Genomic DNA, 26,607 nt, shown 5'->3' with positions numbered 1-26,607 from the left:
TATTAGATAGACAGTGTAATAATACCTCTATCTATTAACTAACACAAAAATTGTGGTTTTTAGTTATCGTCGGTCAAAGACAAGCTAATCCAAACTAACCTGTGATCTGAGCTGGCTTCGCGGTCTTTAACTAATCGATATAGGTCACTGGTTTTTGCAGGCCAGAAAACGCCAGCATCGTTCACATCGAAGCCAAATCGAGATGGCAAAACATAGTCAGCTCTGGCTCCCCAATAGGCAGTAAAGCGGTTACTAAACTCTGCACCTGACGCGCCTGCACCACCTGCGCTTGTTGGAATGATGTCTTTATTAACTAACGGGTGCTCAGTTAACTGTTCAATTACACCCTCGCGATGTTTATCTCCAATATCCGCCGCGTTAAAATCACCAACAAGTACAAAACGCGCGTTCTCTGACAGGCTGACTTTCTCGCCATTATCATCGTAAATGTAGGCCCCTTTATCCGGAGAAAGATAATCTGCCATAAGCCTAATTTCGTCAAAGTTGCGCTTGCCGTTGCGATCCTCGCTTCCATCGAAATTAGGTGGTGTTGGATGCATAGCAAGTATGTGTACGGTTTTGCCCGCTACTTTCACCGGCACATCCCAGTGAGACTTAGAACTCAACCTTAGCGCGGCCCACTCTTCTACGTCGTACCATGGCTTGCCCTTATCAGTACTTCCGCTCTCATCGGGAATAATAGGAACCCGTGGATGAGGCATGTGATGCCATTTAAACGTCTGAAAGGTGCGAATACCATCAACATCAATAGGGTATTTCGACAAAAGCGCCATACCATATTGCCCGGGATAAAGCCCAAAACCATATGCATCGCCACCAAAACCTTCTGCTTTGCCATTGTTATCTAAGTCGAATTTCGTGGGCTCCCCTGTGTTGACTGTGGCCACATACGTATACGGGTAATCCACAGGCTCAAGGCCGTCTTGTGAAACATTCAGGTAGTTCTTAACAAATGCTTCTACCCCTTTACGCTTATCTGCAATGTAGTCAAATTCGTTCAACATTAAGATATCGGGGTTAACGCGTTGAATAATTTCAGCAATGTTTTTAACTTGGCTATGCTCCCCCGTTGAAAGAACGTGTTGAAGTACCTGATCGCTTGGCTTCATACCCAACGCTTTGTAGTTAGTGGCTTCCATACTTACATTAAACGTTGCGACTTTAAGCATTTGCTCTTCTTGCGAGCTAGCCAGGGTAGATACAAATAATGCGGGTAAAAAAGCTATTGCACAGAGAAGCGCCCTATTTTTCATGTTGTTACCTGTAAGTAAAAGCGAAATGCAAAGATAGCAACTTTAGCGACTTATCTGAACTTTTTTGTTTTATTAAAGACCGTTGTATCAACAAGATGGTCATGCTCTCGCCCTTACATAAAAACGGAATTTATTTTCATAAATAAGACCCATTAAAGAAATATTTTTTACTATAAAGCACTAATACTAAAATAATAGAATCAAATACTCGCTCTTAACTGATATTCTAATTTTGTTTTATACAGCTAGCGTCAAGCGAACTACGCTTAACGTTTCACATTTTGGGTGAATGAGAGAAAGTTATGAAAAGCTGGGATTCAAAAGCGATCAATATTATCAATGCAGATTATCAACGTTCGGCTGATACGCACTTAATCAAATTAGAGCAGATCGCTTTTAGAGATATTGATATCTACCTTAAAGATGAAAGCACCCATCCAACAGGCAGCCTAAAGCACCGTCTAGCCCGGTCCCTTTTTCTGTACGCCCTCTGTAATGGAAAAATTGTAGAAGGAACTACTGTGGTTGAAGCCTCGTCAGGAAGCACAGCGGTGTCTGAAGCTTATTTTGCTAAAATGATTGGCGTTCCGTTTGTTGCGGTTATGCCTAAATCTACCGCCCAAAGTAAAATCGCGCTTATTGAGCGATATGGCGGGCAGTGTCACTTTGTAGATTGCCCTACGCAAATGCACAGCGAAGCAACCAAAGTAGCTCACGAGCTTAATGGCTACTTTATGGATCAGTTCCTTTTCGCAGAGCGCGCTACAGACTGGCGAGGCAATAACAATATTGCTGAGAGTATCTTTGAGCAAATGAAAGCCGAGCCCCACCCTATTCCACACACCGTGGTTATGAGTGCAGGTACAGGTGGAACATCAGCTACCATAGGGCGTTACATTCGCTACAAAGGTCTCTCTTCTCAGCTTGTCGTGGTAGATCCAGAATTCAGTGTGTTTTTTGATAGCTTCAAAAACAACGATCATACACTTACTGCTACCCGTGGTAGCCGCATAGAAGGGATAGGACGCCCTAAAGTGGAAGCCTCTTTTCAACATGACGTTATAGATGACATGATTGCCGTTCCCGATGCCGCCAGTATTGCAACCATGCATTGGTTAAACAACACCATGGGGATTAAAGCCGGCCCATCTACCGGCACAAACCTATGGGGCGCATTAAGTATTGCTGAACAAATGAAGCAGCGAGGAGAAATGGGATCGATCGTAACGCTTATGTGCGACAGCGGAGAGCGGTATAGTGAAACTTACTATAATGCTGTTTGGGTAGAAAAGACCATTGGCTCTTTCGCTGAATACACCACCAAACTAGAGGCCATCGGGGCACCTGCTTAAATAGCTTGTTTCTGCTGTTTAAAGTGCTGGGGCGTTATGTATCGCGCAGCACTTTATTCAAAGCGTTTATCTCTATACATTGGCGATATACTTCTCATTGATAAAGCGCGCAAAATTATGATCAAAATAAAAAACGTTGTTAGCTGTACAGTTGCATTTGCCACAGCGTTTGCTGCACACACTGCCTTTGCTACCAGTACATCGACTGTTGAAATTGCGAACACAAGCAACACTAGTATTAACCAAACCGCAGACGCGACCGCCAACGCTGACGTCCCTAACAACAATTACGAAAGCGTTTTTGCTAACCTCGCGCTTCATTGTATTCATCAAGAGTTTCCAAATGTAGTGAAACACATGATGAATAACGGCGATGACGTTAAGGCACCAAATCAACTATACCCTTCATTTTATGGTTGTTTAGACTGGCACTCGTCGGTTCATGGCCATTGGCTTTTAGTAAGAATGCTAAACACTGCGCAAGATGCAGTGGATAAGGATGAGATCATTGAAAAGCTCAACATCAGCTTCACGCCTAAAAATATCCAAGGTGAATTGACGAGCCTTAAGCGTGAAAACAATGCCTCATTTGAACGCCCCTATGGTCTTGCTTGGTTCCTGCAGCTAACCGCTGAACTACGTCAATCTTCCCTTCCTGAAGCAACAAAATGGCTAGATACTTTACGTCCTCTCGAGGACGAAATTGTAGCCAGAGTAAGCGCATGGTTACCCAAATTAGCTTACCCAATCCGAACGGGTGAGCATAGCCAAACCGCCTTTGCTTTTGGCTTAATGTTGGATTGGGCGAAAACAGCAGGCAATAAGGAGTTTGAAGCGCTGTTAACGTCCAGGGTGAAAGACTACTATCAGGACGATACACAGTGCCCTCTTGACTACGAGCCTTCGGGACAAGATTTCTTATCACCGTGTTTGGCCGAAGCTGATTTAATGCGAAGAGTGATGTCTAAAAAGGACTATAGCCAATGGCTTTCAGCGTTCTTTCCAAGCCTCACAGCTAGAACATCAAATTGGCTAGCTCCCGCTACAGTGACTGACAAGACGGATGGTAAACTCGCTCACCTAGACGGGCTGAACATCAGCCGAGCGTGGATGATAGAAGGCATAATGCAAGCTTTGCCTGAAGGTGACAAACGCTTACCTGTGCTTAAGAAAGCATTAAGTTCACATCGTGAGGCCGGGCTCAACGCGGTGTTTGGTGACATGCACTACATGGGCAGCCATTGGCTTGGCAGCTTTGCCAGCTACTTAGAAACACAGCGCGGTTTGAAATAAAATATTTGAGTATACATGTAGCGCGGCGCTAGCAAGTCGCTATTAGTTTAGCGATTTGCCAGTCGTTTTCATTGCGTTTATTAAGCCTGATAGCTTGTCAGCGGCAACAGGTTTAGAGAAATAGAAGCCCTGCAAATACCTGCAGCCGTTGCGTTGAAAGAATTCGACCTGCTCCAATGTCTCAATCCCTTCCGCCACGCATTCGATATTCAGACTTTCAGCCATACGTAATGTCGCTAGAATAATTGCTTCATTGCCACTGTTAAGACCAATACCCTGAACAAAGCTCTTATCTATTTTTAGTACGTCAATCGGGAAATCCTTAAGATATTTCAATGACGAATAACCCGTACCAAAGTCGTCCAGCGCTATGATAAACCCTTTAGATTTTAGCGCTCCTATGACATGCATGGCACTGTCATAATCTTCCATCAAAGCGCTCTCTGTAATTTCAAATCGAATACTTTCTGGTGGAACACCATTCGATTGCATTAGCGCCACTATATCTCTTAACGAATGCTCACTTATGAGGTGTTTTGCGCTTAAATTGATTGATAAGTAAGCGCGGCTATTATCTGCGTACAGTTGCTTATGAACGGGTAAAGCTCGCTCAATAAGTTGCGTGGTCATTTCAGCTATCATGCCAATATTTTCCGCAACTGGAATGAAAATATCGGGTGAAATCATTTCATCTCCGTCTTCCCATCTCATCAATACTTCAAAGCCTTCAATAGAACCTGTCGCGCAACACACAATGGGCTGATAGTAGTTTGAAAAAGATTTATTGATGCAGGCGTGTTTCAGTTTATTTTCTAATTGAAGTTTTGAACGCGCCTGCTCATTCATGTGCTCGGTAAAGAACTGAAAATTATTGCTGCCGGCTTCTTTAGCATGGTACATGGCAATATCGGCATTCTTTAGTAATTCTGCTGGAAGTTGCGCATCATCTGGATAAAGTGAAATACCAATACTCGCCGATACGCTCACCTCTTGGTTGGAGAGCGTAATAGGTTGCCCCAATGCTTGTATAATATCATTGGCAATATGACCAAGGTCCTGCACACTACCAACACCTTCAAGAAGAACGACAAACTCATCACCGCCAAGTCTCGCTACCGTGTCAGACTTTCTGATTAACTTTTCGAGACGTTTGCTAACCGTTACTAGGAGTTCATCACCGGCCTCGTGTCCAAGGCTATCGTTAACTTGTTTGAAACGGTCTAAATCGATGAAGAATAATCCTATTCTGCTTTGTTGTGGTGCAGCTTGATAGAAAGCGTGCTGCAGGCGGTCAAGCAGAAGAGTGCGATTGGGTAGACCTGTTAAATTGTCATAGTTTGCCAACTGAACAAGCGCGTTTTGTGCGTCTTTTTGCTGCGTTATATCAGACAATATCACCAAGTAGCGATCAATTTCTTGCCCATTGCGTTCACTCGATACTGCGGTCACTCTTATACTCACCGCGTAGCGCTGGTTCTTGAAACTGTTTATGTAAGCTTCGCCACTCCAGTGCTCATTTGGAACAAGTTTACGCATTTCCGTATACGCTTCTTCGAGCTGCTGCTTCTGGCCACGATACAACAAGTTGAGCTCTTCTATTAGATTTGCATCTTTGTCAATGCCAAGCGCGTCTTTGAAAGATTGATTAACAACGATAGCCTGAAAATTGTTATCGAAGATGACAACCCAGTCTCGAGTATATTGAAATGCTTCACCGAATAATCGCGCTTTGAATTCAGCATTCACCGATTCAGTTATATTAGAGTAAGTACCGACTAACCTTTTACTATTACCTGTTTTATTATTAAAAACTAAAGACCCTACATCTCTGAACCATTCATAATGACCGTCTTTCGCTTTCATGCGATAGCTGATATCAATACCCCTAGACTGTCCGTTAACGACTTTCTCCCATTGCTCTAAAAAAGCAGTAATATCGTGCTTATGAACAAGGGATATGTGCTCTCTGAACGAAAGTCTTGTGCCCGTCTCCGAGTAACCTAGGTCGTCTACAATACGCTCTTGGGTAACTTTGTCCGAATCTTCATACCAAGACCAAACTTTGGTATTACTTGCAGTTAGCGCCATAGACAATCTATTTTTATGCTTTAGTGCTTCAGAGTGTGCCGCACGAAGTGCTTCGCTATTTTTCTTGCGGCGAGCATAAATAAATAAAGTAATTACAAATAATATAAGAAGATAAATAGAATAAGCCACAGGCGATGCATAAATTGGATATGCCACCTTAATTCTCAAGCTCGCGCGAGGCCCAAAAACATTACTCACGGGATCAATTCGCCCAACAGTAAATTCGTATAAACCAGGGTCTAACTGTGGGAAAGTGACTTCCGTGGATTTGGTAGGGGGGTATACGACGGAAACGTCACCCTTTAATTCATATTGATAGTAAGAAGTCGACGTGTTCTTAAACCGCATATCGGAATAGCGAATAGTCAGGCCGACATCGTCATACTTCAGTAATAAAGTGCTATCATTAATGCTGCCAATACCAAGCTTTAGCGGCTGGCTGAGTAAGCTTGCATCAGTAATAAATGTTGAACTTGCCACTTTGTCTTGGTCATCAAACCGCTCTGGTTGCAAAATAGTGAAACCTTTTTGCGAGCCAAAAGCTATTTTCCCATCACTCATACCTAATTTTGAGCCCCAAGTGAACTCGTTAGTAGCCAGTCCTTCCGTAGGACCATATTGCGATAATTTGATGGTTTTAGGATCGAGTTTAAGAATTCCTTGGTGACTCCCTATCCAGATATCACCATTTTGATCTTTCTCCAAACTTACAACGAGATTAGTCGGCAGTAAGTTACTCGTGTCGAAAAAGTATTTTTGCTCATTGGTTTTTGAATCGATTCCATACAACCCATGACCGGGATAAGTAATCCACAAAATACCATTGTCATCCAAAACGGTGTCAGTCGGGTGAATAGCATACTCCGATTGAGACTTTCTCGCTTGGTGTAACATCTCTAAGTTTCCAGTTAATGCATCAAAACGCCACAACTCTCCTATCATCGATATTAGTATTGAATTACTTTGCGTCCCGTGGTCAGGTAAAAATGTGTAAAGCTGGTCAAAATCTAGGTTAGACGAGAGCGTTTCGGAAAGGGATAGCTCTCCCTTACTGTCATTAAAATTCCAAAACTTGCCATCGGCAGCGACGATGTAATGGCTCTCCGAAATACGGATTAAGTCGTACGCCTTGCTTGAATTTAAAAATTTATCTTGCGGGCTACCAAGTGGATAATCAACAGGTCGCTTATTGACTGTATCAAATTTTACGATACCATCGTACGTAAGTAGCCAAATTCGATCTTTTTCGGCGGGTCTAATCGTAAAAATAGAACCCGAAGAAATAACGGCTTTATCATCGTCGGTTACCAAAAACTGCTCTACTTTCCCTGTATTTGAGTGATACAAATTTAGACCATTGTTAGTGCCTACCCATAGGTTTTCGTCATCGGCCTCATGAAAGCTATAGACGATATTATCACTCAATTTATCGCTGCTTTTTCCGTCGCCCATGACATTTTCAAATAGCGTAGACTGAGGCGACCACAGCAAAACGCCTGACGTTCCAGTGGAAAGCCACACCTGTTCGTCATAAGTTATTGCCACTTTGTACAAATCGTCGTCTGTTATTTGTAACCGTGAGTCTGACGGCTGAAATAAATGTGTTAACACATTTGTAGACAGGTCAATAGTATACAGCCCCTGGTCAGTGGACATGTAATAGAGTGAACCTTCTATTTGCTCAAGATCCCATATATTCAAAGACTCAACAGCTTGTTTAGGGAGCGGCATATCTTCATCGTTTTTCACAAAGCTCATTAAGTCGGAAAGCTCAAACTGATAGAGCCCCTCAACAGTACCTAGCCAAAATTTCTTATTTTCATCAACGACTATCAGCTTAGTGTTGATATTGTTTACGTTGGCATCGTCTGAACTGATATGCTCAATCTTCTTGATATCGCCAGTCTGCAAATCTTTAGCATAGAGGCCTACAGAAGTGGCAACGAATAAAACGTCGCGGGCTAAGTAGGTGTAACGGATAACATCATCATTTGAAAGCTCACTATTAGAGGAAAGAAGGTCAAAAACAATTTCTTTTTTCTCTGTTACTAGATCAAATTCGATAATAAGGTGGTCTAGTGCAACATATATGATATTTCTAGGCGCAGAAATAAAGTGGGAAGCGTATTGGTACCAAGACGGCTGTTCTTTATAAGGAACATTAATCAACCTTTTCGACGTGCCGGTTTGCCGATCGATGCGATAAATACCACTACTGTAAGTGCTTACCCACAAGTCACCGCTCTGGTCCTCGAACAATGTATAAATACCGTCATCAGCAAACTCGTTGTCTTGCCCCACATATTGCTTGTTTTGGTTACCGTCGAACCGATTTAGCCCAGCCTCTGTGGCTATCCACAGTAGGCCTTCTCTATCGATAAGCATGTCGTTAATAGTGTTTTGACTCAGGCCATTTTCAGTAGAAAGTACTTTAAAGGAAGGCGTTGTAACGACTGTTTTTGCCCCCGCGAGTGGGATGAACAAAGACAAAAAAAGCAATGTCACCTGCGGTAAGTGAGTAGTTAAAAAGAAAAATGAATTTATCCGGGTCTGCGCTGACATCAATAATTGAGAACCTAAAAAGTTTATATTATCTAGTACTTTTTCAAAGTATGTTCGAATATTAGCTCAAAACACATAATTGACAATTGTGCTTTAGGTAGACAATCAAGCAACTGACTATTATTACGACGACCATTTAAAACTAGCTGACAAAAATTGCGAAATGTTTGCAGATATTTAAACCACTAGCTTGGCAGCTTTGCCAGCTACTTAGAAACACAGCGCGGTTTGAATTAACTTATATCCTACTAAAGTGTGAGATGAATGAGCACTAAAGTGCTATTCGTCTCACACGCCTACCGTGGCATGCTCATTCTATGGTGATATGAATAAAGCGCAGCTATGAAAATTTTACTTGTTGATGATCACGCAATAGTGAGAGAAGGCTTTTCTACGCTGTTATCTTCGGTACTCGAAGGCGCTGTCGTCACCAATGCAAAAAATGCGCAGCAAGCCACAAATGCACTTCGTGCGAACCACTTCGACCTCATTATTTTAGACATTAATTTAGGAGCCACCAGCGGACTCACGCTAGCGGAATATATTGTTCAGCGCTGGGAGCACGCAAAAGTACTTATGTTCAGCATGTTCGATGATATTTCCATCATCGATAGAGCTATGAAACTAGGGGCAATGGGGTATGTTAGTAAACAAAGTGAACCTGATGTACTGATAAGCGCGGTGACATCTATCATTAAAGGCCGCCGTTATTTAGAACACAATACTGCCATTGAGCTCGCTACATTCAACCTGTCACATTCCGGAGGCAACTTAACAGATCTGACACAAAGAGAGTTGGATATATTCCTTGGTATAGCGAACGGGCTTTGCCGAAAACAGGTCGCTGAAAGCCTCAACATTTCTGAAAAGACGGTCTCAAACGTTATCACCCAGCTCAAGCGAAAACTTGAGCTACAGACAAATGCCGAGTTTGTTCACCTTGCCATAAAGCAGGGTTATATCAAAATTGCCAGCTAAACAAGCGCCACTAAACAAGGTCGGGAAAACTTCCCTGTACTTTCGTATCTTTTTTATACCCCTTTGGTACTAACTTTGTCTCATGATAAAGATACCTCATGTAAATCAATATATTAGCGTTTTCATTACACTTCAATCTAAGGGAATTTTTCCCGTATTTTGAAGGACGGAATCCGTTTATCAGGGCCTCTACTTAGTTACATACTGTTAACACAACATCAAGGTAACAGTGGAAATAAAACTATGGCTAAGTTCTATTCAAAGGCTTCATTGGCCTTAAGCGTAATTATTGGTTTAGGTACGAGTTCACATTTATATGCGGACGATGGCGTGACATGGGCAGACATTGAAAATGATGCCAAGACGCCTGAGAACGTGCTGATGTATGGTATGGGTCCAGAAGCTCAGCGTTACAGCGGACTTGATCAAATCAACAAAGAAAATGTACACATGCTATCTCCGGCTTGGGTGATGAGTTTTGGTGATGAAAAGCAACGGGGTCAAGAGTCCCAAGCAATCGTGTACGACGGTATTGTCTATGTAACCGGTAGCTACTCCCGTATCTACGCCTATGAGGCAAAAACAGGTAAGAAGTTGTGGGACTACGCCCACCGCCTTCCAGAAGGGATTCGACCGTGTTGTGACGTGGTAAATCGCGGCGCAGCAATTTATGGTGACTTAGTCTTTTTCGGTACGCTGGATGCTGGCGTTGTTGCCCTTGACCGGCTAACGGGCAAAGTAAAATGGAAGAAGCGCTTTGAAGACTATCGTGCAGGCTACACCATGACGGGGGCACCTACGATTGTTAAAGACCAAAAGTCAGGAAAGGTCATGCTTATTCACGGTTCATCAGGTGATGAGTTTGGTGTTGTAGGAAAACTGTTTGCACGCGATCCTGAAACCGGTGAAGAGATTTGGATGCGTCCATTTGTTGAAGGGCACATGGGCAGATTAAATGGAAAAGACAGCACACCCACGGGTGGTTCATACGAAGTGACAACGTGGCCAAAGGATGAAAACGGCGAAATGGTTGAGGCTTGGCACCACGGTGGTGGCGCACCATGGCAGAGTGCAAGCTTCGATGTTGAAACTAACACTATCATCATAGGTGCAGGTAACCCCGCTCCTTGGAATACATGGAAACGCACCGCCAAAGGTGGAGATCCGCGAGATTGGGATAACCTTTATACTTCCGGACAAGTGGGTGTAGATGCAACCACTGGTGAGGTTAAATGGTTCTATCAACATACACCTAACGACGCATGGGATTTCTCTGGCAACAATGAACTTGTTCTATTCGACTATTACGATAATGGAAAGCTCATAAAAGCGACGGCTCATGCAGACAGAAATGGCTTTTTCTATGTAGTTAACAGACAAAACGGTGAATTCATCAGAGGATTTCCCTTTGTAGATAACATTACGTGGGCCACACACATTGACCCTGACACGGGTCGCCCAGTTGAAGTAGACGGACAGCGCCCGCCACTGCCTGAGCCGGGTGAAAAACGAGGAAAGTCAATAGAGGTATCGCCTCCATTCTTGGGCGGAAAGAACTGGAACCCGATGGCCTACAGCCAGAATACCGGCTGGTTCTATATGGGCGCAAACCACTGGAAAGAAGACTACTGGACGGAAGAAGTGACCTATAAAAAAGGTGCCGCTTACCTAGGACAGGGTTTTAGAATTAAGCGCATGTATGACGACCACGTGGGCGTACTTCGTGCCGTAGACCCCATTTCAGGTGAAATTAAATGGACACACAAAGAGAAACTTCCTATGTGGGCTGGGGTACTGGCGACGAAAGGCGGACTCATTATTACCGGAACGGGCGATGGCTATGTCAAAGCTTTCGACGAAGAAACCGGTGAAGAACTTTGGAAGTTCCAAACGGGCTCGGGCATCATTTCATGCCCTATAACCTGGGAAGAAGATGGTGAGCAATACATTGGCTTAGCGTCAGGGTATGGTGGTGCAGTACCTCTATGGGGTGGAGATATGGCTGAACTCACCAAACCTGTCGCGCAAGGTGGTTCGTTCTGGGTATTTAAACTTCCTAATCATAATAAAAAGCAAAACGTCGCTAAACAATAGCTTTATCTTTGCAACAAACCAAACCGAGAGGCGGTGAAAACGCCTCTCGGCATTAAGGAGCTCTCATGCGCTTACGTTTTCAAGCAACCAAACAACTCCCCATATTATTAGTTGTCCTATATTCAGCAACTGCCAGTGCCATTCCCGATTTCGAAGATGACGTGAAAATTATCAACGGATGTGAAATAAAACCAAAGACAGTGTGTAGCGATACAGACTTAAGCGGTGCTGATTTGAGCCATGCAAATTTGCACGGGGCAGTATTCACCAACGTTAAGTTCAACAAAACAGATTTAAGGCACGCCAACTTAAGCTATGCGACGTTTAAGAAAAGTAACCTAGATCACGCTGATTTAGCTACCGCCAACTTAAAACACGCAGATTTACGCAGCTCAAAAGTTCGCAACGCTAACTTAGAAGGCGTAGATGGCTGGGCGCTTTTCGGTCAAGGGGTTGATTTCACTAACTCCAACTTTTCAGGTGCTAACCTGGACCAAGCGCGTTTATCAGGTGCGACAATGGTAAACACCAACTTACGTGCCGCACGCTTAGAGCGGGTTTGGATGAACAAAGCAAACTTTGAAGGTGCTTCACTGATTAACGCCAATATTCAGGAAGCAAAACTGAACGATGCAAGTTTGTATCGAGCAAACCTAACCGGCACGCGCATCCACTACGCAACATTTCAGGGCACTTTCATGGACGAATGTATAAACTGTCCTATTAACTGGTAACTGTAATTGGGTGGAAAGAAAACATTGAGCCGTTCGATATAGCCAGCGCCCATTACCTTCGCTAACACCCATTCATACTTACTTTCTTAATATCCCCACTTTTGCTCCCATTCATCTAAAAGAGGGGGACATTCAGAGAAAAGCGTTGGATAGTTCTCATACTTTTGCATTGAAGACTTATACACTGGTTGACTAACTTGATAGTAGCTCGGTGTTTGGAACAAAGGCGAACTATTACTTTCTAAGGTCTTAGTCTCCCCTTCTGTCAGCCCTGAAAACTGATATATGGACGCTATAGAAGATTCAGGGTCAGCAACAACATCTTCATATTTAATGCTTATTGCTCTGTCCCTTAAAATTGGTTCCATTTTTTCCCAGCACGTGAAGACTTTATTATAAGCCTCAGCGAATTGCTCAACGGTGTACAAGTTGATTTCCTCGAACTGTAAACAACTCAACGCAACTGCCTTCGGGTTACGTAGGCAACAAAGTACTTTTGCGTTAGGAAACAAGGTCAACATTGCAGGTAAATAAGGGAAGTTAAGCGGCATCTTATCTACGATGAGTTTATTGCTGTCAACACTAGGAGAATAAGCCGTTAAATGCTCAAGATAGTCATTTGCCAAAGCGTCTAGTTCACTTTGGTTTGTACGCTTTATATCACCCGTCTCAGGGTCAACAATCTCGCGTTCAACCATCTGGTTATAGAAGGTTTCTACGGCATCTGTTTCTTCTAATAACTCAACATTCGCATTTTTAAGTAACAAACTTTCTATCAATGTCGTTCCCGAACGAGGAAATCCAACAATAAAGAGAATGTTTGTGCTGTTACTTGACGTGTTAACGATAGGAGAAGGTGATACATCAAAACCATTGAGCATGACGCCAGAGGACAAATCTGCGAATTTACTGGAATGAAGGTTATTCACGTTATGTGCGATAAACCTGATGACCTCTTCGGCATCGCTAAAACGCTTAAGCTTTTCAAGGGTTCTAATCTTCTGGTAAAGATGAGGAAGGCTTTTGGGTTGTTTTACTAAGAAGTGCTCGTTAATTCGCAGCCCCTCTTCAAACTCTCCTTTTGCGAAGGCCAACAGCGAACGTTTTAACTCGTGTTGCTCCTTGTCGCCTTCAGCTTGAATTAATTGAATTTTGCCAAGAAACTTCTCAGCTTCAGCTAACTCACGCCTGTTTTCGTTAATGTTAAAGGCCAGCTCTAGTAACTGAATGTTATCGGTGTTTTCAAACTTTCTATTGAGGACATCAAGGTTGTCTTTAGTGGCATTGAGTAGCCAAGAAACATAGTCTAAATATGTCAGTAACTCTTCTTTATCCGATGAATCAGCGAGGGAAAGTGATTTTTCAAGATGACGTTTTGCATGAACGTAACGCTTCGACTCCAATGCTGACAACGCCAAAAAATAGTGGATCGAATAAGAATCTGAGTACGTTGAACTTAGCATATTACTCTGCTTAGCTAATTCTCCTCTCGAATGAATTCTGTAACATGCTTCTGTATACAGTTCAGCGCTAAGTTTATCGCTTAGATGAAGATCCTCTCTTTTAATATGCGCGACCAACTGAGACCATTTTTCCTGCTGATAAAGACACTTACTCAGGCTTTGTCCGTACTGAATATTTTTAGGATTTTTTGCTATTGCTTTTTCATATGCTAACTGTGCTTCTTCATTTCGGCCAAGCTCAGACATTAAATTTCCAAGTGCATGAAAAGCAACGTGGTAGTTTGGGTTAATTGCTATCGCTTTTGAAAGCTGCTTTTGTGCGTCATCAAACCGCTCAGCTTCTTTTAGCAATAGCCCATAATTATACGCCACATCAGTGTTTTGAGGATAATCAGACTGAAGGCTTTCAAATATTTCAAACGACGTAGTAAATTCAGCAACCTTTCCTAGTGCCGTAGCATATACCATTTTTGCCATTGGATGCTGCTCATAGACAGGAGAAAGCGTCGATATGACTCGGCTAAATTCACCGGCACCGAACGCCTGCATTGCTTGATTTATTATTTCTTGAGTAAGTTTCATGAATATTTTATTTTTGGAGATATGTGCGTCTGTAGCAGATTTTGCAGTAATGATTTGTCTATAGTAACACGCTAAAAGTTGAATTTAAGCACTCTCAACTAACCGTGCACAAAACTAAAACCTCGAACATTCACCGAAGACTAGCCACGTGTAGATACTGCAATTACAAGGTGGCCAGTCTTTATTTAGTAGGCTTCAAATTTGATTACCTACTTTCAGCTATTTTACTTTGGCGGCAAGCTCGGCAGCTTCTTTACCCAAATTTTTAAGCTGCTTAATCGTCTTTTCATCCGTAATTGCGCCATCTTCCATAAGCGTATTTACCTTCGCAATAGCCTTTTGGTTCGGCAGCACCATAGTACCTAGATTTTCAAGTAACATTCTCAGTACCACCAGCACGCGCATGCCGCCTAGCCCACCAGCAGACGCTGCCATAATTCCAGCCACCTTACCGCGATATGCTTGTAATGGCTTTTCGCCTTCTCCCATGCGCGATGCCCAGTCGATGGCATTCTTTAGCAGTGCGGGATAGCTTGAGTTGTATTCTGGTGAAGCAATAAGAAAACCATCATGGCTCATTAGCAATTCTTTGAACGCCTGTGCTTTTTCAGGCATACCAAACTCGGCTTCCTCATCTTCATTAAACAACGGCATTTGAAAGTCAGCGAGGTCTATAACGGTAACCTCTGCGCCAGCCTCACGTGCGCCCTCTGCGGCAACTTTCATAATAGCTTGGTTGAATGAACCTTTACGGGTACTACCTGCAAATGCAAGGATCTTAGTCATTTGAGTTTCCTGTCGTTAATTTAAGTAGTGTTCTAGTTGTCTGATTTATAGGAAGCTATCGCCCTATCGGTTCTAATCGAAATGTTATACCACTGTACCTGCGGTTACACGCCGCGATTACGAACATTTTAAGTCTCGCTGAGTACGCAATAATCTATGCCCACTGGTATAACGATCACGATTAGCGCTAACGAGCGTTGTAGGGTTGACGCTTATGTTTCGCATAAAAAAAGGCTGACAATCAATGTCAGCCTCTTTGTTATCAATATGTATGTTGTACCGCGAACACTACATTTTTTCTAGTGTTTCGATGCCAAGTAGGGTTAATCCTTGCTCTAGCGTCTTGGCAACCAGAGCTGACAACGCTAAACGGCTATCGCGTACAGCTGGCTCAATACCGTCTTTTAACATCGGGCACGCTTCGTAGAATGACATAAATGCTGAAGCCACATCATAGAGGTAAGTACACAGTACATGAGGCGTGGCTTCACGAGATACTGTACCAATCACCTCTTCAAACTGCATAAGTAATACAGCTAGCGCGTGCTCTTGTTTCTCAGCAATATTGATATCTACTGGCATGGTGGCCATATCCACACCCGCTTTTCTGAACAAGCTTTTCACACGGGTATAGGCGTACTGAAGGTAAGGCGCGGTGTTACCTTCAAAGCTTAGCATGGAGTCCCAATTAAACATGTAATCAGTTGTGCGGTTTTTAGATAGGTCAGCGTATTTCACAGCGCCAATACCCACCTTGTGAGCGACTTCTTTAAGCTCGTCTTCACTTAAATCGTTGTCGCGCTCTGCGATAAGCTTACCCGCACGCTCAACGGCTTCATCAAGCAATTCGACCAGTTTAACCGTACCACCAGTACGCGTTTTAAATGGCTTACCGTCACTGCCTAGCATCATTCCAAATGGGCAATGCTCGTAAGTTTGCTCTTCTTTCATAAAGCCCGCTTTACGGCCCACAATTTCAGTTTGCTTGAAGTGCAGTGCTTGGCGAGCATCGGTAAGAATCAGCGTACGGTCAGCGTTTAACTTGCCGCTGCGATAGCGCATTGCCGCAAGGTCTGTCGTTGCGTATAAATAGCCGCCACCCGACTTTTGAACGATGTAAACCGCAGGGTTACCTTCTTTATCAGCAAGCTCAGGTATAAACACCACCTGCGCACCTTGGTCTTCTACTGCAAGGCCTTTCGCTTTAAGGTCACTGATTACGTTGGCTAAATCGTCGTTGTAAGCCGACTCACCCATAATATCTTTACGGGTCAGGCTTACGTTTAGCTTGTCGTACACTTCTTCTGAGTGAGCAATAGACACGTCAATGAACTTTTCCCATAGCGCCAGACACTGAGCGTCACCGCCCTGCAGCTTAACTACGTATTCACGGGCGCGGTCGGCAAAACCTTCTTCTTCGTCAAAGCGTACTTTGGCTTCGCGGTAAAAGTCTTCAAGATCAGAGAGTGCAGTTTCAGCCACTTCATCTTGTAGCTTGTCTGAAAGGTGCGCAAGCAACATGCCGAACTGTGTGCCCCAGTCGCCCATGTGATTTTGACGAATAACGTTGTGGCCCAAGAACTCAAGCACTTTAACCACAGCATCGCCGATGATAGTAGTACGCAGGTGGCCCACGTGCATTTCTTTGGCCAGGTTAGGCGATGAGTAATCAACAACAATGTTTTGTTCTTTTGACTTAGCAATACCTAAACGTGGGTCGGTTAGCGACAACTCACACTGATTAGACAGCCATTCGTCATTTAAATGAACGTTGATAAAACCAGGGCCCGCCACTTCTAGCTTGCTGGCAATATCGTCGAGCTTTACAGTCTCAACAATTTTCTCTGCAATATCGCGCGGCTTTTGCTTAAGCTGCTTGGCTAGCGCCATCGCGCCGTTAAACTGATATTCACCAAATTCAGGTCGAGCGCTGCGCGAAACTGGCACTGGCGCATTTTCTACGCCCATTTCTTGTAGAGCTTCAGTGAAACGGTTAACTAATAGTGCATGTATATTCATAATATATTGTGTCTTTGTTTAATCTTTATTAGCTTAATTTTCGCGCGTGTTCTTGAACTGAATATCAGGGTAGCGCTCTTGCGCTAGCTGTAAATTCACCATAGTAGGTGCGATGTACGTCAAGTTATCGCCGCCATCTAGTGCAAGGTTTTGCTCACCTTTACGGCGGAATTCATCAAGCTTCTTCTCATTGTCAGAGTAAACCCAGCGGGCAGTGCTCACGTTAATATGCTCATAAAGCGCGTCTACGTTGTATTCGGCTTTCAAGCGAGCGACAACTACGTCAAACTGAAGCACACCTACTGCGCCCACAATCAAATCGTTGTTGGCAAGCGGTCTAAACACCTGTACCGCCCCTTCCTCAGAAAGCTGGATCAGCCCTTTCAGCAGTTGCTTTTGCTTAAGCGGATCTTTCAAGCGGATGCGTTTAAATAGCTCAGGCGCAAAGTTTGGAATACCCGTAAAGCGGTAGTTATCGCCTGACGTGAAGGTGTCCCCTATGCGAATGGTACCGTGGTTGTGCAAGCCGATGATATCGCCGGCATAGGCTTCTTCTAGCAATGAACGGTCACCAGCCAAGAAGGTTAATGCATCAGAAATACGCACATCTTTACCTAAACGGCTGTTGCGCATTTTCATGCCTTTTTCGTACTTGCCCGACACAATACGACAAAACGCGATGCGGTCACGGTGTTTCGGGTCCATGTTGGCCTGAATTTTAAATACGAAGCCACTGAACTTACCATCGGTACTTTCGATAGTCCCCTCTTCGGTTTCGCGTCCAAGTGGCGCAGGTGCCCACTCAACCAAACCGTCAAGCATATGATCAACACCGAAGTTACCTAATGCTGTACCGAAAAATACTGGCGTTAACTGGCCTTCCAAGAAAAGCTCTTGTTCAAATTCGTTAGATGCTCCGCGTACAAGCTCAAGCTCGTCACGCAAGGTTTCAGCGAGGTCACTTCCTACTGCAGTATCTAACTCAGGGTTATCTAACCCTTTGATGATGCGCACGTCTTGGATAGTGTGACCCTGGCCGCTTTGATACAAAATAGTTTCGTCGCGGTGAAGGTGATATACACCTTTAAAGCTCTTACCACAGCCAATTGGCCAAGTAATTGGTGCACACAGGATATCAAGCTCGGTTTCTACTTCATCGAGCAGTTCCATAGGATCGCGAATATCACGGTCAAGCTTGTTCATGAAAGTCACAATCGGCGTATCGCGCAAACGGGTGACTTCCATAAGTTTACGGGTTCGGTCTTCTACACCTTTCGCTGCGTCGATAACCATAAGGCATGAGTCAACGGCCGTCAGTGTACGATAGGTATCTTCAGAAAAGTCTTCGTGCCCCGGAGTATCCAGCAGGTTTACTAAGTGATCACTATATGGAAACTGCATGACCGAGGTGGTTACCGAGATACCACGCTCTTTTTCCATTTCCATCCAGTCAGATTTAGCATGCTGACCTGACTTTTTACCTTTAACGGTACCGGCAGTTTGCAGGGCGCGTCCGAATAACAATACTTTTTCGGTAATCGTGGTTTTACCCGCATCCGGGTGCGATATGATTGCGAACGTACGTCGCTTTTTAATCTCTTCTAGAAGCTTCTTATCTGACATCAATACTTATCTTCGTTATCTATTATCCCTGTAAATCAATTACTTACAGGCGCGCTTCATAACGGATAAGCAATGCTTTTCCGCGCAAATTCAGTATTGCGATAAAACGCTTGATACGGCTTGGTAATTAATTGCGCGGATTTTAGCATTTTACTGCACGTAACAGTAGAGCGAAATTACATACTCCCTACCGCTTAATTTGCTATGCGACCACTCACTGCTTTTTTTCATGCATACACACTTTCACATCGTTAACCTATTTCAAACATTGTTGTACACACCGTTTACAACACAAGTGACAGACCCTTTTTATAAACCCTATTTATAAAAATAAGGACAACGCCCTGTGATATTGTTTCTAATTTGCGTAGCCGCGCTTATTGCTGGCTACTTTATATATGGCGCCTTTGTTGAGAAGGTATTTGGCGTCACACCAGCACGCCCCACTCCTGCACATAGCCAAAAAGACGGCGTAGACTTTGTTCCCATGTCTACACCGAAGGTGTATCTCGTTCAGCTTCTGAACATTGCTGGCGTAGGCCCTATATTTGGTCCTATTATGGGTGCACTATATGGCCCAGCTGCCATGCTTTGGATTGTATTAGGGTGCATTTTTGCCGGCGCTGTTCACGACTATTTTTCAGGCATGCTGTCAGTTCGCAACAATGGCGAATCTGTGCCTAGCTTATCTGGCCGTTATTTGGGCCGAGGCGCTAAGCACTTTATGAACTTGTTCGCTATTGTGCTGCTTCTACTGGTAGGTGTAGTTTTTGTCTCAGCGCCCGCAGGCATGATCACAAACCTCGTTAATGATCAGACATCATGGCATGTTGAAGTTGGCACCATGGTCGCCATTATTTTTGCCTACTATATTTTGGCTACCATTGTTCCTGTAGATAAAATTATTGGTCGCTTTTATCCGTTTTTCGGAGCCCTTCTTATTTTCATGTCGGTGGGATTATTAGCCGCTGCCAGCTATTCTGACCAGCACTCGATACTTAGCCAATTCACGGCAAGTGATATGCTGACGAATTTGAATCCTAACGATATGCCTCTTTGGCCGGCGCTCTTTATCACTATTGCTTGTGGCGCTATCTCTGGATTTCATGCCACCCAGTCCCCACTTATGGCTCGCTGTATGGAGAACGAGAAGAACGGACGTTTTGTGTTTTTTGGTGCAATGATAGGTGAAGGTGTGATTGCCCTTATCTGGTGTGCCATTGCCCTTTCTTACTTCGACAATTTAGAAGGACTATCGGCAGCTATTACCAATGGTGGCCCTGGAAACGTTGTCTATGCCTCATCATTCGGTCTTTTAGGTGTTGTTGGTGGCGTACTGGCTTTTCTTGGCGTGGTTATTCTTCCTATTACGTCTGGCGACACCGCATTTCGCTCAAGTCGTCTTATCATGGCCGAGTACTTTAACGTTGAACAAAAAGGTATACGTAACCGCTTGTTCATGGCCGCCCCATTGTTTGTGCTTGGCGGTATTCTTACCCAAGTCGATTTCGGCGTAATTTGGCGCTACTTCGGATTTGCCAACCAAGCAACAGCCGTCATGATGCTGTGGACCGCGTCTGCATACTTACTAAGACATAATAAACTGCACTGGATAACTACGGTACCAGCAATATTTATGACGGCCGTTTGCGTTACCTTTATTCTAAACAACGACACCTTGGGTTTCGGTATGGCGATGAATGTATCGACAACCATCGGGCTTATCGCATCGCTAATCACCACGGTTTACGTCATTCGAATTTCCAAGGGGAAAGGTGAAGCGCCGCTTGAGCCATCATCTGTGAATGTTGAAAAGCCCTCCCAACCGGTAGACGCGTAACTACCTACACTAAACACGTGTAATATGATGAGCCGCCCTTTATATAGGGCGGCTATTTAATTTGTACTTTTGACATGGGTTATAATGAGGCTCATTTTTAACCGGCGGTAATATTGGCAAGCATGGAACTCATACTTTCGCTACTTCAACAAATGTGTGTGTATCTTGTGCTCGCATATATGCTGAGTAAAACACCGCTTTTTCTTCCTATTCTCAGCATTTCTTCTCATCGCAAACACCGCTACTTGGTGTATGTAGTTTTTTCTTCCTTTTGTATTCTGGGCACGTATTTTGGTCTGCAAATAGACGACGCCATTGCCAATACCAGAGCCATTGGGGCAGTTATAGGAGGATTACTAGGCGGTCCAGTAGTTGGGTTTGCCGTAGGATTGACCGGCGGCCTCCATCGTTATTCATTGGGTGGTTTTACTGATGTTGCCTGCGCTATTTCCACCACGCTGGAAGGTCTTATTGGCGGCCTCATGCACGTTTACTATGTTCGCCAGAACAAAAGTCTAGATCTTTTCAACCCATGGAAAGTTGGTGTCATTACCTTCATAGCAGAGTTGTTTCAGATGGCTATACTGCTTACCGTTGCCGAGCCTTTTGAAAAGTCTTACGCACTGGTCAGCGCTATAGCCGCACCTATGGTCATTGCAAATTCTGTGGGGGCCGCACTTTTTATCAGTATCTTATCTGACAAAAAAACGATTTTTGAAAAGTACTCTGCCACTTTTTCACGACGTGCACTATCCATAGCAGATCGCTCAGTGGGCGTGCTCACATCTGGATTCACCCCAGTTAATGCAGAAAAAGTAGCACGTATTATCTATGAAGAAACGAATGTGGGTGCGGTAGCGATTACTGATAAAGAAAAGATTCTGGCGTTTATCGGAACGGGTGCCGATCATCACCTACCAAACACCCCCATATCGTCATCAAGTACGATGGAGTCACTGAACAATAACAAAATAGTCCATTTAGATGGCGCTGAGCGCCCTTATCAGTGCACATTAAACAAAAGTTGTCCGCTGGGTTCAGTGTTGATTATTCCACTTCACTCAGGCTCTGAGGTGGTAGGTACCATTAAGCTTTACGAACCCAAACGGAAGTTTATGTCGACGGTTACCCTGTCAATGGCAGAAGGTATCGCTCAATTACTGTCAAGTCAGATTGTTTACGGCGCGTATCAGCAGCAAAAAGATCTGCTCTCACAGTCTGAAATCAAGCTGCTGCATGCACAGGTCAACCCTCATTTCCTATTTAACGCGCTCAATACGATTAGCGCTATTATTCGTCGCGATCCCAAAAGGGCCAGAGAGCTCGTGCTAAGCTTGTCACGCTTTTTTAGAATAAACTTAAAGCAAAACACCGCGGTGGTGACACTAAAAGAAGAGATTGACCACGTTAATGCTTATCTGGCAATCGAGAAGGCGCGTTTTGCCGAACGCCTACAGGTTACCATCAAGTGTGACGATGCTGCCATGTCAGCGCTTCTACCAAGTTTTACGTTACAGCCACTGGTTGAGAACGCGGTTAAACACGGTATCGCCCAACGAATAGAGGGTGGGCATTTAACTTTGAATGTACGATGTACAACAGATAACCACATTCACATTCTCGTTGAAGATAATGCTGGCTTGTACAAACCTACAAAAAAACAACACGCAGGTTTAGGGATGGATATTGTAGATAAACGGCTTATTCATCAGTTTGGTCAACGAGCAGGCCTGGTGATCGAGTGTCGAACTAACCAGTTCACTCGGATGTCCTTTTCCATTCCACACACTCACTATCATTCTCATCAGGGCTAACAATGACTAAGAACTCAGCATTTCGCGCGCTTGTTATTGACGATGAACCGCTCGCCAGAGAGGAGCTTTGCCAGTTACTCAACGAAACCAATGAAGTACATGTCTTAGGGGAAGCCGCGAACGCCATAGAGGGGTTGGCATTAATTAAACAACACCGTCCGGATGTAATATTTCTTGATATAGAAATGCCCCAGCTCTCTGGACTCGATATGCTGGCTATGCTTGATTTAGACACCATGCCTTATGTTGTGCTGGTCACCGCATTTGAACAGTATGCCCTTCAGGCATTTGAAGATAACGCGTTTGATTACTTGCTCAAACCTGTGGAACCAGAGCGGCTTGATAAAACAGTTGCCAGGCTTAAAAAGAGAACTCAGCCCCAAACTGACATTGACGCTATTGCCTCCCCCACGTTAGTACATATTCCTTGCGTAGGTCATCAGCGCATATTACTGCTACCCGAATCTGATATTCATTTTGCTTACAGCGATGTGGCGGGCGTACATGTTAGATCGCTAGAACAACAAGCAGACACGCAGCTCACATTGAAAACCTTAGAAGAGAGAACCGCGCTTGTTCGATGTCACCGTCAATACTTGGTGAGGTTATCATGCGTTGCGGAAATTAAACTCCTGGATAATGGCCTTGCTACGCTTCTAATGAAGACGGGAGATTCAGTTCCCGTGAGCCGTCGATATCTCAAAAAGCTAAAGTCGTTATTAACGCTTTAATCACTCCACAAAGGCTGCATTAACTTAAAAAGGACTGAGAGAGTATGCCTGATTTTCGGGCACCGTAAGGCAAATTTCCCCATTTTCCTGCTCAATGGAGAGCCTTCCCCCGTTCAATTCACGCTCAACTTGCAAAATCTCTTTCTCATCTCAATGCCATTTACTTAGCATGCTAAACAAATAAAATAGTTAGCATGCTAATTAAATTAACGGTTTTTACATGTCATTTTCAGAACCTATGCCACTTCAACTTATTGCGCTTTTTGCCCGCACTGCGCAAAAGTGCAGAAGAACTGTCACTGAATCGGTCGCTCATCTCGACCTTACAGAGTCAAGATGGCGCGTAATGATTCATATGTCATTACTTGGTGAGGGCTGTACGCAACAGATGGTGGCTGAAAGCTTGGAAATAGAAATGCCTAGCTTAACTCGCACAATTAAACAGCTCGAAACTACCGGGTTAATCAAACGCGTTACAGATACTAACGACAAACGAAGTCGCTTACTTTACTTCACAGATATGGGCAAAGGTCGAATGAATGATATCGAAAGTACATTGATGGCGCTGCGAGATGAAGTGTACGCAGGAGTATCTGAAGAAGAGTTACGCATTATGGCTAAATGTGTTCAAAAAATTGAAGTTAATGCCGCAAAATTATTGGAGTCACTTAAGTGAGTCAACGAACCCCAGATCAGGAATTTGCTAGGTACATAAAGCTGGCTTTAGTCGCTTTTGCCATCTGTTTTATCTACTTTATTATTGCAGATATACGCATGCCAATGACACCACAGGCGAGAGTCTATCATCAGGTCACGCAAATCTCTCCTCAGATAAATGGGCCGATAAACGAGGTGCTTGTCAAAAATAACCAAACCGTCAAGGAAGGGCAGGTTTTATTTGTTATAGATGAGACACCTTACCTAATTGCCCTTGAAAAGGCGCAAATTGATTTGGCAAATGTGGAGTTAGAGAATGCTCAGATAGATGCGAAAGCGGAAGCGATTAGAGCAAAGATAGAGGCTGCATCGGCGGTTTACGACGAACGCAACAGTGAATTTCAACGACTCAATTCCTTAGTTCAAACTAAAGCGGTATCTCAACAAAACGTGGACAAAGCGTACGCGCAACTTAAAAGCGCTGAAGCTGAAATTAGTGCGCTTGAAGCCGATCTAAACCAGCAAGTTGTTGCAAGAGGTGAGCAAGGTGACAAAAACCTAAAATATCTAGAAGCGGTAAATGCGGTTAAACGGGCAGAGTTGAACTTAGCCTATACCAAAATTAAAGCACCGCATGACGGCATAATGGCAAACATGCAGGTAACTCAAGGCACTTATGCTAAACAAAGTACGCCCCTTGCCTCAGTTGTCGATAACACGCTAGATGTGGTTGCAGATTTTCGAGAGAAATCACTCGCCAATGTAAAAGAAGGCATTCGCGCTAACGTCGTTTTTGATGCACTACCGGGTAAAGTATTTGAAGCTAAAGTGGAAGAATTTGAAGCTGGTGTAAGCGACGGCCAACTTGCCGCCAACGGCACCCTTGCAAGCGTTGAAAAGTCGAATCGATGGGTACGAGATGCACAGCGCCAACGTGTCCACATTAAGCTTGAAGAACAAGAAATATCGTTAAGCCACCTCACCAGTGGCGCTCGCGCTACCGTGCAGATAGTTCCAGACAACCCTATTGAAAGTGTGGCAGCGAACATTCAAATTCACTTTATAAGCCTGCTGCACTTCATTTATTAGACTTAAATTATGGATTCACAGCTAAGTAAAAATGATGTCCAGCAGATGCTTAGGATCGCCTCCGGCGCCACGTTGGGCTTTGCTATATCGAAAGCGCTGGATTGGCCTAATCCGATATTTTTTACCTTGTACCCTATTTTGTTGCTTGGACTGGTAGCCGTTTTAAATGGTCACATTATTCGACAATTTCTTGCCGCAACTATCTTTCCGGCGGCGGCTGTTTTAGTGGTATACGGCTTGTTCGGAAGCCATCCATTGCTGATCACGCCGCTAATCGCCATCACTTTCGCTTTTCTGTTTTGGCAAATGAGTAAAGGTACGCTGTATTTATTCGGTGCGTTTTCCCTTGTAGGACTTTCGCTGCAGCTACACTTTGCCAGCTACAGCAGCGATGGAATAGATATCTACGCATTAGTGATATCAAACATCGGTGCAATTCTGTTGGCATTGATAATTGCATTCGCTTTGCACATTGTTTTTCCCGATGAGGAGCCGCGCACGCCTTTACCCAAAGCGGCAAAAGATAAAGCAAGTATTCGCCACGAAGTCATATTATGCACCACTGTCGCCACGCTATCGTTTGCTGTATTTCAAACCTTCGACTTAGTAGATTCGATATCAGCACAAGCAGCAAGTGTATTGATTCTTTTTCCACTGTGTTGGAAAGGAGCCACATTGAGTGGCTGGCAGCGAGCGCTGGGCACGCTAATTGGATGTAATCTTGCCCTGCTCGCCCAGCTCATTTTGCTCAACTACAGTGACACGTTGTTTTTCGCAAGTTTCAGCTTATGGATATTGGTATTTTTCATCAGCCGCCAGCATGTGCTTAGCGGTGGTGGTGCTGGCACTGGCTTTGGCGTACTTACCACATTTGGCATTTTGTACGGCCAGTCACTCTCTCCACAACAGGATATTATTTATAGTGCGCTGTATCGCTTTTCATCAGTAGTCGTAGCTATTGCACTTAGCCTGTGCGTAATTTATGTCGTACACAGTCTACTTAACAAATTCCAGGCTACACGACACCACACGTTTACTTAGAAGGCCTGTAGTTATAACGCTTACTGGTTAAAATTTGTGGACGAAAAGTTGATTTGCTACTTCTAGGGCCTGTTGACCCAATAAAAAAGGCTTCGACGATATCGTCGAAGCCTTTAGGCAAGCAGAGGAAGCCTTTTAGATCGCTAAGGATAGAGAAGGACCTTAATCATTCCGGCTTTATGAAACCGCAACCACTGCCTTTCGCTTGTCTTCTTTTGAAAATTGCAGCGCGTTGTTCAAATTATCAAATTCAAACACGTTAGGTATTTCGACAACCAACGTTTGCGCAGCAACTTGCTCAAGTAGAGCCTCACCGTTTTTCACCAAACGCTGCCACTGTGACAAATCGCCATAATCATGCAGCGCACCTAGCGCTATCTCATGATAAGAAATAGTACGCGTGAAAGGCGCATCAACAGGCACTTCAATACGACCTAGAATACTCACTACGTGACCATTAGCTTCAAGAAGCGGTACAAGTGACGCCGCATAGTCTGGCCCGTTCGCGTCGAAAAGTAATTAACGAGATGGCTTGATTAACAACGCCACCATGGCTTCTAGAACGAATAACTACACCGTTTTTTGAA

At 44.1% G+C, this 26,607-nt stretch carries 18 protein-coding genes; 11 read left to right on the top strand and 7 right to left on the bottom strand.

From position 1 onward, the window contains the following. Positions 1 to 59: 59 nt before the first annotated feature. Positions 60 to 1,274 carry an endonuclease/exonuclease/phosphatase family protein gene (locus MHN09_RS01305; protein ID WP_049585789.1) on the bottom strand — a complete coding sequence of 405 codons (1,215 nt, stop codon included), beginning with the start codon at positions 1,272 to 1,274 and terminating at the stop codon, positions 60 to 62. Positions 1,275 to 1,576: 302 nt separating this feature from the next. Between MHN09_RS01305 and MHN09_RS01300 the strand changes: the two genes are divergently transcribed. Then, entirely contained in the window at positions 1,577 to 2,626 is a 1,050-nt protein-coding gene (locus MHN09_RS01300) for a PLP-dependent cysteine synthase family protein (protein ID WP_239238680.1), read from the top strand. Between the two features lie 36 nt (positions 2,627 to 2,662). Then, positions 2,663 to 3,919, top strand: coding sequence for a DUF2891 domain-containing protein (locus MHN09_RS01295; protein WP_239238677.1), 1,257 nt, complete (start codon positions 2,663 to 2,665; stop codon positions 3,917 to 3,919). Positions 3,920 to 3,961: 42 nt separating this feature from the next. Here MHN09_RS01295 and MHN09_RS01290 read toward each other — a convergent pair whose 3' ends face one another. Next, the gene (locus tag MHN09_RS01290) at positions 3,962 to 8,497 is read right to left on the bottom strand and encodes an EAL domain-containing protein (RefSeq protein WP_239238674.1); all 4,536 of its coding nucleotides are present in this window, start codon (positions 8,495 to 8,497) and stop codon (positions 3,962 to 3,964) included. A 414-nt stretch (positions 8,498 to 8,911) separates the two neighbouring features. On the opposite strand from MHN09_RS01290, the gene MHN09_RS01285 reads away from it, so the two are divergent. The 3 genes from MHN09_RS01285 to MHN09_RS01275 all read left to right on the top strand — a co-directional run bounded on the left by MHN09_RS01285 (position 8,912) and on the right by MHN09_RS01275 (position 12,375). Further along, positions 8,912 to 9,547 carry a response regulator transcription factor gene (locus tag MHN09_RS01285; protein ID WP_049585783.1) on the top strand — a complete coding sequence of 212 codons (636 nt, stop codon included), beginning with the start codon at positions 8,912 to 8,914 and terminating at the stop codon, positions 9,545 to 9,547. A gap of 243 nt (positions 9,548 to 9,790) precedes the next feature. Next, a complete protein-coding gene (locus MHN09_RS01280) occupies positions 9,791 to 11,641 on the top strand; it encodes a methanol/ethanol family PQQ-dependent dehydrogenase (protein ID WP_014948731.1) in 1,851 nt (616 codons plus the stop codon). A 65-nt stretch (positions 11,642 to 11,706) separates the two neighbouring features. Next, entirely contained in the window at positions 11,707 to 12,375 is a 669-nt protein-coding gene (locus MHN09_RS01275) for a pentapeptide repeat-containing protein (protein WP_014948730.1), read from the top strand. 86 nt (positions 12,376 to 12,461) lie between these two features. Here the strand turns inward: MHN09_RS01275 and MHN09_RS01270 are convergent, their stop codons facing one another. The 4 genes from MHN09_RS01270 to prfC form a co-directional block, all read right to left on the bottom strand. Next, positions 12,462 to 14,420, bottom strand: coding sequence for a tetratricopeptide repeat-containing sulfotransferase family protein (locus MHN09_RS01270; RefSeq protein WP_049585781.1), 1,959 nt, complete (start codon positions 14,418 to 14,420; stop codon positions 12,462 to 12,464). A gap of 219 nt (positions 14,421 to 14,639) precedes the next feature. Further along, the gene (locus tag MHN09_RS01265) at positions 14,640 to 15,206 is read right to left on the bottom strand and encodes an NAD(P)H-dependent oxidoreductase (protein WP_049585779.1); all 567 of its coding nucleotides are present in this window, start codon (positions 15,204 to 15,206) and stop codon (positions 14,640 to 14,642) included. Between the two features lie 288 nt (positions 15,207 to 15,494). Continuing rightward, a complete protein-coding gene (gene argS / locus MHN09_RS01260; protein WP_014948727.1) occupies positions 15,495 to 17,225 on the bottom strand; it encodes an arginine--tRNA ligase in 1,731 nt (576 codons plus the stop codon). 33 nt (positions 17,226 to 17,258) lie between these two features. Continuing rightward, on the bottom strand, positions 17,259 to 18,848 hold the full coding sequence (prfC, locus tag MHN09_RS01255) for a peptide chain release factor 3 (protein WP_014948726.1): 1,590 nt from the start codon (positions 18,846 to 18,848) through the stop codon (positions 17,259 to 17,261). A gap of 346 nt (positions 18,849 to 19,194) precedes the next feature. On the opposite strand from prfC, the gene MHN09_RS01250 reads away from it, so the two are divergent. From MHN09_RS01250 to MHN09_RS01225, 6 genes are all read left to right on the top strand, one after another. Then, complete coding sequence (locus MHN09_RS01250; protein ID WP_014948725.1) at positions 19,195 to 20,688, top strand: carbon starvation protein A; 1,494 nt, start codon at positions 19,195 to 19,197, stop codon at positions 20,686 to 20,688. A 122-nt stretch (positions 20,689 to 20,810) separates the two neighbouring features. Further along, on the top strand, positions 20,811 to 22,502 hold the full coding sequence (locus MHN09_RS01245) for a sensor histidine kinase (RefSeq protein ID WP_014975957.1): 1,692 nt from the start codon (positions 20,811 to 20,813) through the stop codon (positions 22,500 to 22,502). Between the two features lie 2 nt (positions 22,503 to 22,504). Then, positions 22,505 to 23,233, top strand: coding sequence for a two-component system response regulator BtsR (gene btsR, locus MHN09_RS01240; RefSeq protein WP_156086087.1), 729 nt, complete (start codon positions 22,505 to 22,507; stop codon positions 23,231 to 23,233). A 220-nt stretch (positions 23,234 to 23,453) separates the two neighbouring features. After that, positions 23,454 to 23,909: a MarR family transcriptional regulator gene (locus MHN09_RS01235; RefSeq protein ID WP_014948722.1), complete on the top strand. Its 456-nt coding sequence runs from the start codon at positions 23,454 to 23,456 to the stop codon at positions 23,907 to 23,909. After that, positions 23,906 to 24,979 (top strand): HlyD family secretion protein, encoded by a 1,074-nt coding sequence (locus tag MHN09_RS01230; RefSeq protein ID WP_239238671.1) that lies wholly within the window; start codon positions 23,906 to 23,908, stop codon positions 24,977 to 24,979. Before MHN09_RS01235 ends, MHN09_RS01230 begins: the two co-directional genes overlap by 4 nt. A 9-nt stretch (positions 24,980 to 24,988) precedes the next feature. Further along, positions 24,989 to 26,020 carry a DUF2955 domain-containing protein gene (locus tag MHN09_RS01225; protein WP_187447336.1) on the top strand — a complete coding sequence of 344 codons (1,032 nt, stop codon included), beginning with the start codon at positions 24,989 to 24,991 and terminating at the stop codon, positions 26,018 to 26,020. 177 nt (positions 26,021 to 26,197) lie between these two features. Here the strand turns inward: MHN09_RS01225 and MHN09_RS01220 are convergent, their stop codons facing one another. Beyond that, positions 26,198 to 26,467 carry a hypothetical protein gene (locus tag MHN09_RS01220; RefSeq protein ID WP_239238668.1) on the bottom strand — a complete coding sequence of 90 codons (270 nt, stop codon included), beginning with the start codon at positions 26,465 to 26,467 and terminating at the stop codon, positions 26,198 to 26,200. Positions 26,468 to 26,607: the final 140 nt, after the last annotated feature.

This window comes from Alteromonas sp. MmMcT2-5 (assembly GCF_022348315.1).
Lineage (GTDB): Bacteria > Pseudomonadota > Gammaproteobacteria > Enterobacterales > Alteromonadaceae > Alteromonas > Alteromonas macleodii.
Note: the sequence above shows the minus strand (reverse complement) of the source record. Positions and strands in the feature narration are given on the sequence as shown.

Bases quoted from the DNA above. Each gene is read 5' to 3' on its own strand.
- MHN09_RS01225 (WP_187447336.1), top strand. From the start codon at position 24,989: ATGGATTCACAGCTAAGTAAAAATGATGTCCAGCAGATGCTTAGGATC.
- prfC (WP_014948726.1), bottom strand. From the start codon at position 18,848: ATGTCAGATAAGAAGCTTCTAGAAGAGATTAAAAAGCGACGTACGTTC.
- MHN09_RS01295 (WP_239238677.1), top strand. From the start codon at position 2,663: ATGTATCGCGCAGCACTTTATTCAAAGCGTTTATCTCTATACATTGGC.
- MHN09_RS01235 (WP_014948722.1), top strand. From the start codon at position 23,454: ATGTCATTTTCAGAACCTATGCCACTTCAACTTATTGCGCTTTTTGCC.
- MHN09_RS01245 (WP_014975957.1), top strand. From the start codon at position 20,811: ATGGAACTCATACTTTCGCTACTTCAACAAATGTGTGTGTATCTTGTG.
- MHN09_RS01300 (WP_239238680.1), top strand. From the start codon at position 1,577: ATGAAAAGCTGGGATTCAAAAGCGATCAATATTATCAATGCAGATTAT.
- MHN09_RS01275 (WP_014948730.1), top strand. From the start codon at position 11,707: ATGCGCTTACGTTTTCAAGCAACCAAACAACTCCCCATATTATTAGTT.
- MHN09_RS01285 (WP_049585783.1), top strand. From the start codon at position 8,912: ATGAAAATTTTACTTGTTGATGATCACGCAATAGTGAGAGAAGGCTTT.
- argS (WP_014948727.1), bottom strand. From the start codon at position 17,225: ATGAATATACATGCACTATTAGTTAACCGTTTCACTGAAGCTCTACAA.
- MHN09_RS01265 (WP_049585779.1), bottom strand. From the start codon at position 15,206: ATGACTAAGATCCTTGCATTTGCAGGTAGTACCCGTAAAGGTTCATTC.
- MHN09_RS01280 (WP_014948731.1), top strand. From the start codon at position 9,791: ATGGCTAAGTTCTATTCAAAGGCTTCATTGGCCTTAAGCGTAATTATT.
- MHN09_RS01270 (WP_049585781.1), bottom strand. From the start codon at position 14,420: ATGAAACTTACTCAAGAAATAATAAATCAAGCAATGCAGGCGTTCGGT.
- MHN09_RS01305 (WP_049585789.1), bottom strand. From the start codon at position 1,274: ATGAAAAATAGGGCGCTTCTCTGTGCAATAGCTTTTTTACCCGCATTA.
- btsR (WP_156086087.1), top strand. From the start codon at position 22,505: ATGACTAAGAACTCAGCATTTCGCGCGCTTGTTATTGACGATGAACCG.